Origin of the sequence: uncultured Bifidobacterium sp., assembly GCF_949292005.1 — a bacterium.
In the GTDB taxonomy this organism is placed as follows: domain Bacteria; phylum Actinomycetota; class Actinomycetes; order Actinomycetales; family Bifidobacteriaceae; genus Bifidobacterium.
The window spans coordinates 1-13138 of record NZ_CASEXV010000082.1 but is presented as its reverse complement, the minus strand read 5'-3'; the positions used below and the strand labels follow the sequence as shown (position 1 = coordinate 13138).

The 13138-nt window shown below is 61.7% G+C and carries 13 protein-coding genes; 10 read left to right on the top strand and 3 right to left on the bottom strand.

Features of this window, described 5'->3' with window-relative positions; all coding sequences use genetic code 11:
- The first annotated feature begins 39 nt into the window (after positions 1–39).
- The 10 genes from rpmI to Q1X90_RS06255 all read left to right on the top strand — a co-directional run bounded on the left by rpmI (position 40) and on the right by Q1X90_RS06255 (position 8931).
- On the top strand, positions 40–234 hold the full coding sequence (gene rpmI, locus Q1X90_RS06300; RefSeq protein WP_300768166.1) for a 50S ribosomal protein L35: 195 nt from the start codon (positions 40–42) through the stop codon (positions 232–234).
- Between the two features lie 41 nt (positions 235–275).
- Entirely contained in the window at positions 276–659 is a 384-nt protein-coding gene (gene rplT / locus Q1X90_RS06295; protein WP_300768164.1) for a 50S ribosomal protein L20, read from the top strand.
- A 2-nt stretch (positions 660–661) separates the two neighbouring features.
- Positions 662–1660, top strand: coding sequence for a site-specific tyrosine recombinase XerD (xerD, locus tag Q1X90_RS06290; protein ID WP_300768162.1), 999 nt, complete (start codon positions 662–664; stop codon positions 1658–1660).
- A 32-nt stretch (positions 1661–1692) separates the two neighbouring features.
- Positions 1693–2532, top strand: coding sequence for an AAA family ATPase (locus Q1X90_RS06285; RefSeq protein ID WP_300768160.1), 840 nt, complete (start codon positions 1693–1695; stop codon positions 2530–2532).
- A 90-nt stretch (positions 2533–2622) separates the two neighbouring features.
- Entirely contained in the window at positions 2623–3537 is a 915-nt protein-coding gene (locus tag Q1X90_RS06280) for a ScpA family protein (RefSeq protein ID WP_300768158.1), read from the top strand.
- Between the two features lie 2 nt (positions 3538–3539).
- Positions 3540–4229, top strand: a complete 690-nt coding sequence (gene scpB, locus Q1X90_RS06275) for an SMC-Scp complex subunit ScpB (protein ID WP_300768223.1) — start codon at positions 3540–3542, stop codon at positions 4227–4229.
- Positions 4230–4363: 134 nt separating this feature from the next.
- Entirely contained in the window at positions 4364–6286 is a 1923-nt protein-coding gene (gene typA, locus Q1X90_RS06270; RefSeq protein WP_300768156.1) for a translational GTPase TypA, read from the top strand.
- A 133-nt stretch (positions 6287–6419) separates the two neighbouring features.
- A complete protein-coding gene (locus tag Q1X90_RS06265) occupies positions 6420–6935 on the top strand; it encodes an alcohol dehydrogenase (protein WP_300768153.1) in 516 nt (171 codons plus the stop codon).
- Complete coding sequence (locus Q1X90_RS06260) at positions 6932–7933, top strand: prephenate dehydratase domain-containing protein (RefSeq protein ID WP_300768151.1); 1002 nt, start codon at positions 6932–6934, stop codon at positions 7931–7933. Before Q1X90_RS06265 ends, Q1X90_RS06260 begins: the two co-directional genes overlap by 4 nt.
- Positions 7927–8931: a prephenate dehydrogenase/arogenate dehydrogenase family protein gene (locus Q1X90_RS06255; RefSeq protein ID WP_300768149.1), complete on the top strand. Its 1005-nt coding sequence runs from the start codon at positions 7927–7929 to the stop codon at positions 8929–8931. Before Q1X90_RS06260 ends, Q1X90_RS06255 begins: the two co-directional genes overlap by 7 nt.
- Positions 8932–9012: 81 nt before the next feature.
- On the opposite strand, the gene Q1X90_RS06250 is transcribed toward Q1X90_RS06255, so the two are convergent.
- The 3 genes from Q1X90_RS06250 to Q1X90_RS06240 all read right to left on the bottom strand — a co-directional run bounded on the left by Q1X90_RS06250 (position 9013) and on the right by Q1X90_RS06240 (position 12783).
- Positions 9013–9291, bottom strand: a complete 279-nt coding sequence (locus Q1X90_RS06250) for a DUF6725 family protein (RefSeq protein ID WP_300768220.1) — start codon at positions 9289–9291, stop codon at positions 9013–9015.
- Positions 9292–9394: 103 nt separating this feature from the next.
- Positions 9395–12055: an FtsX-like permease family protein gene (locus tag Q1X90_RS06245; RefSeq protein WP_300768147.1), complete on the bottom strand. Its 2661-nt coding sequence runs from the start codon at positions 12053–12055 to the stop codon at positions 9395–9397.
- Complete coding sequence (locus tag Q1X90_RS06240; RefSeq protein ID WP_300768217.1) at positions 12052–12783, bottom strand: ABC transporter ATP-binding protein; 732 nt, start codon at positions 12781–12783, stop codon at positions 12052–12054. The genes Q1X90_RS06245 and Q1X90_RS06240 overlap by 4 nt, the downstream gene beginning before the upstream one ends.
- Between the last annotated feature and the right edge of the window lie 355 nt (positions 12784–13138).

Genomic DNA, 13138 nt, shown 5'->3' with positions numbered 1-13138 from the left:
GCCCGCACGAGATGTCCATCATCAACAAGGAGGGCAGCAATGCCGAAGATGAAAAGTAATTCAGCAGCGTCCAAGCGCGTCCGCGTGACGGGTTCGGGCAAGCTCATGCACGCCGGCAGCGCGATGCGCCACAATCTTGAGCACAAGTCGGCTCGTAAGCGCCGCGCTCTGTCCAGGGACGAGGTTCTCGCTCCCGCCCAGAGCAAGAACATGCGCAAGCTGCTCAACCACTGAGCATCGTACCGAAGACGTCATAGGAAAGCTGAGGAAATAACATGGCACGAGTCAAACGCGCAGTGAACGCCCATAAGAAGCGCCGCGTCGTTCTCGAAAGGGCCTCCGGCTACCGCGGACAGCGTTCACGTCTGTACCGCAAGGCCAAGGAGCAGCTGCTTCACTCCTTCAATTACAACTATCGCGACCGCAAGGCCCGCAAGGGCGACTTCCGCAAGCTGTGGATCCAGCGCATCAACGCCGCCGCACGCGCCGAGGGCATGACCTACAACCGCTTCATGCAGGGCCTGCGCCTGGCCGAGATCGATCTTGACCGTCGGGCTCTGGCCGAGATCGCCGTCTCGGACCCCGACACGTTCCGCGCTCTGGTAGCCGAGGCGAAGAGCGCCCTTCCCGAGGATGTGAACGCACCGGTCGCCGCCTGAGAATGGTGGATTCCCGCGGTGATCATAATCATATAAGGTCGAGCCCCGTCGAAGGACGGGGCTCGACCTCGTTCGCGCCTGCGTACCAATCCCTTGGCAATCAGTTCATCATCCACATCGGAGTGGAAAGGGGGCTGTCCGAAGCCACCGTGGATGCCTATGCCGCCGATCTGGCCGGATACACCACATGGCTGGCCGGCCGCGGCGTGGATGACATGCGCGGAGTGTCGCGCGGCGACGTCGAGGACTATCTCACATGGCGGCGGGCCGAAGGTGACTCCGACCGAACCCGATCTCGCAGACTCGCGTCCATCCACGAGTTCCATCGCTTCGCCCTGTCCCAGCATGTCGTCGATGTGGATGTTTCGGCCTCCGTAAGGGCTCCCAAGGCAAGGCGTGACCTTCCCGACGTGCTCACCATCGACGAGGTATCCAGGCTTCTCGACGCCGCGTCCATGAACGGAAGTATGGATCCGGTCGTCCTTCGGGACAAGGCCCTTCTGGAGTTCTTGTATGCGACCGGAGCGCGAATCTCGGAGGCGGTGGGATTGGACAGAGGTGATCTTGACCTCGAGGAACGGTATGCGAGACTTACCGGGAAGGGCGCCAAACAGCGCGTGGTTCCCATTGGGGCGTATGCCTGCGACGCGCTGTCACGCTATTACGGGTCCTCTCGACCAGTCCTCGAATCCCATTCCCGTCATGGGACGGAGGTGCGGGCGGTGTTTCTTAATCTGCGTGGGCGTCGTCTTTCGCGCCAATCGGCTTGGGACGTGGTCAGGACCGCGGGAGAGCGCGTCCATCTTTCGCGTCCTCTTCATCCGCACACGCTGCGGCATTCCTTCGCCACGCATCTCATCCAGGGCGGGGCCGACGTCCGCACTGTGCAGGAGTTGCTTGGCCATGCCTCGGTCACGACGACAGAGGTGTACACGCATATCAGTCCGCAGACGCTTGTGGAGACCTATGTGATGACCCATCCGCGGGCGACGGCCGGCTGACAGTGAGTACACCTGTTGCTACTGTGGGACTCATGCCTACCGATTTGCTTGGACGTGACTTTGAGACGTTCCCCGAGCCGGAGCCTCTCGCACACCACGGCCCGGCGCGAATCATCGCGATGTGCAACCAGAAGGGCGGGGTCGGCAAGACCACCAGCACCATCAGCATCGCTGGAGCGCTGAGCCTGTACGGGCGCAAGGTGCTTGTCGTCGATTTCGATCCCCAGGGCGCCGCTACCGTTGGGTTGGGAATCAACGCCAATACGGTGGAGGGAACTGTGTACACGGTTCTTTTCGACCCCTCCGTGGACCCCCACACGGTGATCTGTCACACTGATTTTCCCAATATCGATGTGATGCCCGCCAACATCGACCTGTCGGCGGCGGAGATACAGCTGGTCACCGAGGTCGGACGGGAGCGCATCCTTTCCGGGGTCCTTCGATCGGTGAGGGACGACTATGACGTCATCATCATCGATTGCCAGCCTTCGCTGGGGCTTCTCACGGTCAACGCGCTGGCCGCCGCCGACGGTGTTCTGATCCCGGTCGCGGCGGAGTTCTTCGCGCTTCGGGGGGTGGCACTTCTCATGCAGTCGATCGAGAAGGTGCGCGCCAGGATCAATCCCGACCTCAAGGTCTATGGGGTGCTCGTGACCATGTACACCAGGACGCTGCACTCGCAGGAGGTGTTGCAGCGCATCCATGAGGCTTTTCAGGACAAGGTTCTTCATACCGTCATATCACGGTCCATCAAGCTTCCGGATTCAACGGTGGCCGCGGCCCCCATCACGATCTACGCTCCCGGGCATAAGACTGCGAGGGAATACCGCGAGGTCGCCAGGGAGCTCGTGGGCAAAGGGATCGTTCCCTGAGGTCGGCGGCATGGATGTCGGAGTGGTTCGTATGAGGGTCGAAGTGCGGCCCGGGCAGGTGTTCCGGTGGCCGAGGCCGGGTGACTGGCGATGAGCGTCGAATCGCCGGGAGATTCAGGGAGCACGAACGGCGCTCCGGATGAGGCGGTCTTTTCCGTCGATCTTGATGTCTATTCCGGCCCTTTCGAGACGTTGCTGACGATGGTGTCATCTCACAGACTCGAGTTGACCGAGCTGTCGCTGTCATCCATCACCGAGGAGTTTCTTGAATATGTCCGTGGTCTGGACGTTGATGCCGATTTGGAGCAGGCCAGCGCTTTTCTGGATGTGGCGTCCATTCTGGTTGAGGCGAAAAGCGCGGCGCTTCTGCCCAGCTCGGTCGAGGGAAGCGGACGGGACGAGGAGTCTCTGCGAGCCCTCCAGGAACGGGATCTCCTCTTCGCGAGGCTTTTGCAATACCGGGCCTTTTCCAAGGCCGCCGTGGGGATCGGCGATCGGCTTGACGCATATGGAGGATGGGTGGCTCATCCGGGTTCCACGGAGGGAGTTCTCACAGTGCCGGCGAAGCTTGTGTGGTCGACGGACCCTCACGACCTTGCGTCCATCGCGGCCGTGGTGATTGCGAACTCACCAGTGACGCGGCTGGCGGAGCATCGTCTTCACGCGCCCGTGGTGGATCTGCGTGGGCAGGCGCGGCTGGTACGTCGGCGCATTCTGTCCGTTCCACGTGGCGATCCTGTCGGATTCCATGATCTGTGTCGCGACGCCGGGTCGAGAATCGTCGTGGTGGCCAGGTTCTTCTCGCTTTTGGTGTTCATCACGCGAGGATGGCTGCAGTTTCGTCAGGATGGTCCATTTGAGCCGCTATGGGTGCGTTGGGTCGGGGACCCCGGCGATGGGGAGGTTGCAGGCGAAGGTTCGGAACCGGATCTTTCGTTGGAGGAGCCTCACGCGAAGGACAGGGATGATGATGGTGGCGGTTCGACGGAGAGGACAGTGTCGTGACGATGAACGGTGACGGCAATGGATTGGCCGCCGATCAAGCCGATTCCGGTGTGAAGCGACGTACGGACGAGACTCGCGGTGTTGACGAACCGCGTGGTGTCGACGAGACGGATGGCGATGGGGAGGCGCGTGAACGCGTGGCGGCTGCTTTGGAGGCACTTCTCATGGCAAGCGACGGGCCTCTGTCGTCCCGGGACGCCGCACGGGTTCTTCACGTCGACGCCTCGATGGTGGAGGACGAGCTCACTGCGTTGAGCCGTGATTATGACGGTGATCCTCGATCCGGAGTCCCCGCGCGGGGCTTCGCGCTCAAACGTCTGTCGGGAGGGTGGAGGCTTGTGAGCAGGGCCGAGTTTGCTCCGTTGGTGATGTCGCTGACCTCCCAGACCACTTCGGCGAATCTGTCGCCAGCCGCGTTGGAGGCCTTGGCCATCATCTCTTACAAACAGCCCATGACGCGCTCGCAGGTGTCGGCGGTTCGCGGAGTCAACTCGGACGGCGTCGTGAGGATTCTCATGGTGCGTGGTCTTGTGGAGGCGCGTGGGGAGGATTCTGAAACCCATGCGGCTCTTCTTGTCACGACAGATGAGTTCCTCGACCGCATGGGGATGGCCTCGTTGTCCGAGCTTCCCGATTTGGCCCCCATGCTGCCGGACTCTGCGCAGGACGCGCTGTCGTTGGGATTGCGCTGAGGACGTCCTGATGATTGTGTCGTCACGCATCGTTACACTTGCGACGGTTTAGGGTGCGTGCGAATCCGAGGGGTTCGCGAACGGATGCCGAGGGCATCCGATGGTGCTCCGGTTTGGTGAAGAGAGGTTCTGTGATGGCGGTTCGCGGAGATATTCGGAATGTGGCGATTGTGGCTCATGTCGATCATGGCAAGACGACGCTGGTCAATGCGATGCTGCAGCAGTCGCACGTGTTCTCCGAACGTGAGGAGGTTCCCGACCGCGTCATGGACTCCAACGCCCTTGAGCGCGAGAAGGGAATCACCATTCTCGCGAAGAACACCGCGGTGCAGTACACCGGACCTCTTGCAGCCAAATACGGTCATCCGGAGGGGATCACCATCAATGTGATCGACACCCCCGGACACGCCGATTTCGGCGGTGAGGTGGAGCGCGGAATCTCCATGGTCGACGGCGTGGTGCTGCTGGTGGACGCTTCCGAGGGACCGCTTCCCCAGACGCGTTTCGTTCTGCGCAAGGCTTTGGAGGCGAAGCTTCCCGTCATTCTCTGCGTGAACAAGGTGGATCGTCCTGACGCGCGCATCAGCGAGGTCGTCGCTGAGTCCACGGATCTTCTGCTGGGACTTGCGCAGGACGTCACCGAGGAGGGCGTGGACCTCGATCTGGACTCCCTTCTGGAGCTCCCGGTCATCTATTGCGCGGCGAAGGCCGGATACGCGTCGGTCAACCAGCCCGAGGATGGTGGGCTGCCTGACAACCAGGATCTTGAACCGCTGTTCGAATCGATCATCTCGACCATTCCTGCGCCAAGCTACGACGAAGGGGCCCCTCTTCAGGCGCATGTGACGAACATCGACGCCTCGGATTATTTGGGACGCCTGGGACTCGTCCGCATCTACAACGGCACGCTGATCAAGGGCAAGCAGTATGGGCTGTCCCGCGTGGATGGCTCCGTCGAGCAGTTCAAGCTGACGGAGATCCTGCGCACAAAGGGACTTGACCGTGTTCCCGTCGAGGAGGCGGGTCCCGGCGACATCGTCGCCATCGCCGGAGTGAACGACATCATGATCGGGGAGACGATAGTGGATCCCGCCGATCCCCGTCCTCTGCCGCTTATCCATGTGGATGAGCCGGCGATCTCCATGACCTTCGGGGTGAATGATTCGCCTCTGGCCGGAACCGAGGGGAAGGACCACAAGCTCACGGCACGGATGATCAAGGACCGTCTGGAGCATGAGCTGATCGGTAATGTCTCCATCCACGTTCTTCCCACCGAGCGTCCGGACGCGTGGAAGGTCCAGGGCAGGGGAGAGCTTGCGCTGGCCATTCTGGCCGAGCAGATGCGTCGAGAGGGTTACGAGCTCACCGTGGGCCGCCCCCAGGTGGTCACCAAGGAGATCGACGGCAAGCTCAATGAGCCCATGGAGAGCACGACCATCGACGTTCCCGAGGAGTATATGGGAACCGTCACCCAGCTTATGGCCGACCGCAAGGGCCGCATGGATTCGATGAGCAATCATGGGTCCGGATGGGTGCGCCTGCAGTTCACCGTTCCGTCTCGTGGCCTGATTGGCTTCCGCACGGCTCTTCTGTCGGCGACTCGCGGCACGGGGATCGCCAGCTCCCTGTCGGCCGGATACGCTCCCTGGGCTGGTCAGATCGTCACCCGTCAGAATGGCTCGATGGTCTCGGACCGCGCGGGGATCGCCACTCCCTACGCTATGCAGAGGCTGCAGGCGCGTGGCAACTTCTTCGTCGATCCCCAGAGCCCGGTGTATGAGGGGCAGGTCGTGGGCGTCAACAACAAGCCAGACGAGCTGGATGTGAACATCACCCTCGCGAAGCATATGACCAACATGCGCTCGGCGACCGCCGACGTGCTCGAGACCCTCACCCCTCCGATCCGTATGAGCCTTGAGGAGTGCCTCGACTTCGCCAACGAGGATGAGTGCGTAGAGGTGACCCCGGAGGCCGTCCGAGTACGCAAGATCATTCTCAGCCGTGATGAGTGGTACAAGTGGCGTGCGAAGCAGCGCCGCCAGAACAACAACGCGTAGGATTCGGCGCGTGCGCTGATATAGCGCGTGAGGTGACGGAACCGTGGGCCGCCGTGGCGTTCGCTCGCCATGGCGGCCTGTTCCGTCCGTGTACGGCCATGTGCTGGTGCATGCTTCGGTGCATACTGGAGGCATGCCTGACATCCCGGATACCAGCGTCGGTCGCGACCGGCCATGGTCACAGACCCTCGCGGCTCCGATTCGCTACCTCATCACCATTCTGTCGGCGGTGGCGGTTGGTTTCATCGGGACCTTCGCCCATCGCATGGGAGCGTCCTCGAATATGCCGTACGGTCTGATCCTTGCCCTCGCGATCGTGACGATGTCGGCTTGGTGCGCCAGGTCGCGCGATGGTGTGGTGGCGTTGTCCATCCATCTCATCGTGTCCTCGCTTGTCGTCTGGGGCATGGCTCTGACCGGGTCCGAGTCGGGGGCCACCACGCCGGTGGGATTCACGGGATCGGATCTTCCCTATTTCAGTCAGCATGTGGGATACATGTGGTTGTTTGGAATGGTGATAGTGCAGGTCGCTCTTGTCATGGTTCCGCGGAGGTTCTTCAATGCCTCCGGACGTATGCGCCGTCGTAGCGTCCGCAGCGGTGCCCGTCTCGGTTTCCGTAGGGGGCGAGGAGGGGAGGGATACCGATGAGCGAGGACGTCACACGACTTCTTTACCTGGGTCCGCAGGGCTCGTTCACGCATGAGGCAGCCCAATCCGCGACGGGAATGATCCGGGACGTACTCGGCATCGAGATGCGCCCTGTTCCGGCATCGGACGTTCCCGAGATGATGAACGCCGTCCAATCCGAGGTCGCTTGGTCCGTCATGGCTTGGGAGAACAACGTTGAGGGCTATGTTGTTCCCAATCTCGACGCTCTTATCGATTCCGAGAACTCCATGGGAATTCTGCGCGTCAGCGTCGACGTGTCTTTTGACGCCTTCGTACTTCCCGATTCGGATGATCCTCCGGTGTTTGCCGTCGCCCATCCGCATGGCTTGGCGCAGTGTCGACGCTTCATCCAGGACCATGGCCTTCGTGAGATTCCGACCACATCGAATGCCGCGGCGTGCCGTGACCTCCAGCCTGGCCAGGTGGCTTTGGCGCCCGCGATATGCGGTCCTCTGTATGGAGCTCGGACGTGGAGATCCCATGTCCAGGACTACGCAGGGGCGCGCACCGACTTTCTGGTCATCGCGCCCCGAAACCATCGGGAGAGGATCATGCGGGTCTTCCGCCATCGGGACGCCGGCGATTTCGAAACCGTCGTGACGTTCATACCGTTGAGCACAGGTCCGGGCGTGCTAGCCGATCTGTTGGATGTCCTGCGCGACGCGGGGCTGAACATGACGAGTTTCATCTCCCGTCCCATCAAGGGTCATGATGGCACATACAGTTTCATCGCCACACTGGATTCCGCACCTTGGGATCCGCGGTTCAATGATTGCCTGAGAACATTGGTCGCTGCGGGCGATTGGGTGAAGACGCTGGCGGTTTATCCGCGGCGTGAGAGCGTGTCGCCTCCGGTCGACGCATGGATGCTTCCGCGTGGCGGGGTCAGGGTGGATACGTCGACGCGGGGTTCCGGTGGGGATTCGTGCGGGGAGGGCATGTCGGGTGAGCGGATACGGAGGGAATTGCTGTGGTGAGCACGATCGGCATCGTCGGTCTTGGACTGATTGGAGGATCACTGGCGTTGCGTCTTGTGGACGCCGGATGCGATGTGGTTGCGTGGAACCATCGTGACCATTGCTATGCCGCGGCACGCGAGAAGGGGATTCGATGCGTGTATTCCCTTGATGAGCTCGTGGAGGCGCGTCCGCGGATCGTGGTTCTGTGCAATCCGCTAAGGGCCATGCCCGAGGTGCTGTCACGATTGTCACGGTCTTTTGATCCTAACGCGACGACGCTGACGGATGTCGGAAGCGTCAAGGGCATGGTCCGCCGGCAGGTTGTCGCCGCTGGTTTGGGTGACTGCTACGTCGGTGCGCATCCGATGGCGGGCAATGAGAGATCGGGGTTCGCGGCGGCGGATGCATCGCTTTTCGACGGCGCTTTGTGGGCTGTCACCGTTGATGCCGGGACAAGCAAGGTCAGGTTGGATGCCGTGGCGCGGATGATCACCGGGCTGGTTGGCGATGAGTTGATTGTTGTGGATGATGAGATGCACGACAGGGCCGCCGCGATGATCTCGCACATGCCGCATGCCGTTTCGACGGCCATGATAAACGAGCTGTGCGATGATCCCGAGCGTGCCATCGCGGCCGCCTTGTCCGCCGGATCGTGGCGTGACATGACCCGGGTGGCGTTGACGGATCCGGCGAGGACCCGCTCCATGATCGAGGAGGACTCCGCCAATGTGGAGCGTCTTTTGCGAAGCATGGCCTCCCGGTTGGAGTCGTTCGCGGATGCCCTCCATAGTGGCGACGACGGGACGATCTCCGAGTTCTTCCGTCATGGGCAGGCTTTTCGTGATTACCGTTCCGTGTTGACCGCCGGCGTGACCTCACGCGATTCCAGCGTGGTGATTCCGGGCGATGGCTCGTCTTGGCGCGAGGAACTGATGACTTCGGCCAAACGCGGGGAGCGAATCCGCGGCGTTCATTCCGACGGGTCGTTCGAAGCGGTGCCGAAGCCTTTCGCTTAACGATTGTCTCCCCGTGCTCTCCGCCATCCTCAGCCACGCGTGCCTTCGGATGTGCCCCTTCACCGGAATCCCGTAACTGGTCTAATCCGCGAGTGGCCGATGCCCGGGCATGCGTCGGCGTTCTGGTATCGGTTTGATGATCGCGATGTCCTTACCGGCGATTTCGATGGTGGTTTCAGGACGGGAGAAATCTATTGAGGGGTCGCGTCTGAGTTCCAAGACGTCACCGTCCCAGCTCAGGACATGTCCGAGAACGTCCCGATACGACATACGACCGGTTCGGGTGTCGATTCCGTCATACAACCGAACTACCACTCTCGATCCCTTGGGGATCGATCCCGCGGGCAGACGTCGGCTGATATCGGGGGAGCGTTGATTGGTGGGATGCGCGTCTGCGCTTCGGTCGGTCGGTCGGTCGGGCGCCGGATGGCCCTCTGCTGGATAACTCTTCCTTGGATAACTCTCAGTCACTGGAGACGGCCTCCAATACGGGTTTTCTCAAGGCGTGGCTGGCGGGGGACACGCTTGCCAGAAGCCCCACCACGATGGATGCCGCGACGAAGGCCGCCAGCTGCGACCAGGGGATGGCGAGCGTCTCCATCCCATCCTGTTCGTACACGGCCCTGATCATCGCTCCCGCGACGGTGCCCACAATAACCCCAGCGATGGTTCCGAACACGGATATGATCGCCGCCTCGATTCCCAGCATTCCGCGTATCTGCGCCCTTGACGTGCCGATCGCCCGCAGGAGTCCGATCTCACGGGTCCTTTCGGACACGTTCAGCGCAAGGGTGTTCACGATGCTGACGATCGCGATGATGATCGACAGGGCCAGCAGCGCATAGAGGATCATGATCATGCTGTCGATCGTGTCGCTGATCGTCGATTTGTATTGGTCCCGCGTCATGACCGTGATCACGTAGTAGGGCTTGACGGCTTTACGTAGCGCCTTGCCCAGTGTGGTCGTCGAAGTTCCCGATGCGGCGGATACGAACACTTCGCCAATGGGCATCGCGGTCTTCGGCACCAGGGATCCGGCGACGTCGTCGGTTATGATGATACTGCTGCGGTAGACGGAGTTCTCGACGATCGCGCCCACGCGCAGACGCAGGTTCGCATGCAGGTCTCCGGATGCCGTTCCCGTTCCCACGGTGATGGTGTCGCCGACCGACCAGTTGTTGTCATCCGCTATCGTCGACCCGACGACCAGTTCTCCTTCCCCGAGGGCGCTCGTGGGGTCGCCGGATTGCGAATCGGCCGCGAAGACGTTTGAGAACAGGGTGCTTTGAGCGGCCACCGTGGTCGCGGACACCGATTTTCCGTTGTATTTCAGTCCCACGACGATGTGGTTGGCATTCAGACTGCCGACGCCGTCCACCCTGCGAAGGGCGTCCACGGCACCCGCGGGTATCTCGCCGTAGGATGCGGACATCACGGCGAAGTCCGCCTTCAGCCCGTTGTCGATCAGTGACGACACGGAGGCCTTAGCCGATGTGGCTATCACGGCGAGACAGCTGACGATCGCTATGCCGACGAAAAGCGACGCGGCGGTGTTCGAGCTGCGCCGCGTCGACCGCGACAGATTGCGTGTGGCCAAGCGTCCGGTCACCGGGAAAAGGTGTGAGGGTATCCACCCCAGCACAGCCCCCGCGGGACGGATAAGCGCCGGACCCATGACGATGACTCCCAGAACGATTAGTCCGGCTCCGATCCCCAAGGGCCATCCGATGGGGATGCGATTGATCGTCGGCCATGGCGTGGGCGTGCTGGAGGACGAGGTCGCGAGGACATAGGTGAGAGCCCAGCTCAACCCCCCGACGAGCAGCATGGCCGTTCCGAGCACTCCATGCGGCCAGACGGGTTTCTCGGGATTGACGGTCTCGTTCATGGCTTGAATGGGGGGGGTGAGCGACGCACGTCTCGCGGGGATCGCCGAGCCCATCACGGATACGGTGATTCCCACCGCGACGCCTACGACCACATCCTTGACGGATAGCGAGACCGCGCTGGTCAATGGCATCCCCCGTGCCGAGAGGACCGCGATGATCAGACGAACCATTCCCCAGCCCAGTCCCACGCCGGCGGACGCTCCGATGACTCCCAGAACCAGCGCCTGAACCACCACGGTGAGGAACACCTGCCGCGGGGACGCGCCTATCGATCGAAGCAAGGCATATCCGCGCATGGACTCACGAACGATCATGGAGAAGGTGTTGGCGATGATGAACGAGCCGACGAACAGGGCGATCACCGCGAAGATGAGGATAAGCGGCTGCACGAAGCCGAGCTGGCTTTGGATGGCGTCGGTGCTTTCCTTCCTCAGTTCGTCCCCCGTGATCGCGTGGGCCGACGATCCCGAGGGCAGGGCGTCGTTGATCCTCCGTGCCAGGTCTTTCTGCTCGGCATCGCTCAGTGGCGTTGTCGAGCTTCCATAGACTCCGATCATCGATGTCGTATCGCCGCCGTGGCCGGAGCTATCCGAATAATGGGTCACCAGCGCCGGACTCACTCCGATGAGGATGGCTCCCGCCTGACTTGAGCTCGTGGAGAAGATGCCCACAACCGTCATGGTCCGTGGACCGTCGGCGAAGACCATGGTGGCCTTGTCGCCTGTGGATAGTCCGGCTTTCTTGGCTGCGAAGTCGTCAAGGACGATCTCGTTGTCGTTTTTCGGCAGATGGCCGGAGGTGATCGTCGCGGAACGCCAGGGATGGTCTCCGCTCATCGCAATGGCGAGGGTGGGAGCGCCCAGCGTCGACACGGCATTGCCATCGCTTCCCACAAGGACCACTCCGGAAAGACTGATGTTCTCGCTCGCAACAGCGGACGTGACTCCCGACACCTTCTTGATGGTGGCGATCAGGCTGGTGCTGATCGAGTTGTATTCCTTGAGGGAGGAGGTTGACGATGACGACGACTCCGAGGAGTCGTCGGTGGAATGGACGCCTCTGACGTAAACGTCGTGGTCGGCGTTGGTGGCCATCATCTGCGAGGTCTGGTTGTTGAGCATCTCCCGGAAGCAGAAGGAGCCGACGACGAAGCCCACGCCAAGGGCGATGGCGATGATGGACATGGCGAAACGCCCGAGATGCGATCGAGCGTCCCGCAGGCCAATGCGCATCATGACAGCGTCCCGTCGTCATTCGGCTCGGAGTCGTCCGAGGCGAAAACGTCCAATATCTCCTCGTAGGAAGGGGAATCCATGTCCCTCACGATTCTTCCATCCGCGAGGACCAGCACGCGGTCGGCGTACGACGCCGCGCGTGGGTCGTGCGTGACCATGACGATGCTTTGCCCGTACTCCCGCACCGAGTCATGGAGGAACCTCAGAACATCCCTGCTGGAGTGCGAGTCGAGGTTTCCAGTGGGCTCGTCGGCGAAAATCACGGCGGGTCGGGACATCAGCGCCCGCGCGCAGGCCACGCGCTGCTGTTGTCCTCCCGAAAGCTGACTTGGGCGGTGGTCGAGACGGTCCTTGAGTCCCACGACTTCGACGATATGGTCGAACCAATCGTTGTCCACCGGGCGTTTGGCGATCTGCAGCGGCAGAAGGATGTTCTCCTTGGCGGTGAGCGTTGGAACGAGGTTGAACGACTGGAAGATGAAGCCGATGCGTCGGCGCCGCAACCTCGTGAGCTGCCGCTGGCCCATCGCGGAGACTTCGAGATCCTCGATGAACACCTGTCCGGACGTGGGTTTGTCCAATCCCGCCATGCAATGCATCAGCGTGGATTTTCCGGAACCTGACGGTCCCATGATGGCGGTGAGCCGACCGCGCTCGAAATCCACCGTGACATGGTCCAATGCGGTGACGGCGGTCTCGGCGGATCCGTAGCTTTTCGTCAGATCCATGGCCTTCGCGATGATTCCTTCCGAACCGGAGCGATCCTGCTCAGGCGCGTCGACCGGGGTGTCGGAGTCTGGAAGAACGGGGTCTGGGCCACCCGCGTGCCGGGCGCGATGGGCTGGGGCGGTCCGTGCGTGCGATGCGGTTTCTTGGGACATCGGGGCCCTCCTCTGGAGTCGGATTCCGTTCGCGGTCCTCACGTCGTCGCCTTCTCCACGCTCCACAGTATCAGCGTCTTATATGGCTGGAGTCTTGCGAGGCCGCCTGTTGTCTAGATGCAAGTGCAACACCTTCTAGAGTTGGAGATTGTCTAGATGTCCGTTGAAGAGAGGTGTTGCACCCGTGGGTCAAGTGTATTCG

Coding starts and splice junctions, on each gene's coding strand:
- rplT (WP_300768164.1), top strand. CDS start 276: ATGGCACGAGTCAAACGCGCAGTGAACGCCCATAAGAAGCGCCGCGTC.
- Q1X90_RS06285 (WP_300768160.1), top strand. CDS start 1,693: ATGCCTACCGATTTGCTTGGACGTGACTTTGAGACGTTCCCCGAGCCG.
- Q1X90_RS06260 (WP_300768151.1), top strand. CDS start 6,932: ATGAGCGAGGACGTCACACGACTTCTTTACCTGGGTCCGCAGGGCTCG.
- Q1X90_RS06240 (WP_300768217.1), bottom strand. CDS start 12,783: ATGGATCTGACGAAAAGCTACGGATCCGCCGAGACCGCCGTCACCGCA.
- scpB (WP_300768223.1), top strand. CDS start 3,540: ATGAACGGTGACGGCAATGGATTGGCCGCCGATCAAGCCGATTCCGGT.
- xerD (WP_300768162.1), top strand. CDS start 662: ATGGTGGATTCCCGCGGTGATCATAATCATATAAGGTCGAGCCCCGTC.
- Q1X90_RS06265 (WP_300768153.1), top strand. CDS start 6,420: ATGCCTGACATCCCGGATACCAGCGTCGGTCGCGACCGGCCATGGTCA.
- Q1X90_RS06245 (WP_300768147.1), bottom strand. CDS start 12,055: ATGATGCGCATTGGCCTGCGGGACGCTCGATCGCATCTCGGGCGTTTC.
- Q1X90_RS06280 (WP_300768158.1), top strand. CDS start 2,623: ATGAGCGTCGAATCGCCGGGAGATTCAGGGAGCACGAACGGCGCTCCG.
- typA (WP_300768156.1), top strand. CDS start 4,364: ATGGCGGTTCGCGGAGATATTCGGAATGTGGCGATTGTGGCTCATGTC.
- rpmI (WP_300768166.1), top strand. CDS start 40: ATGCCGAAGATGAAAAGTAATTCAGCAGCGTCCAAGCGCGTCCGCGTG.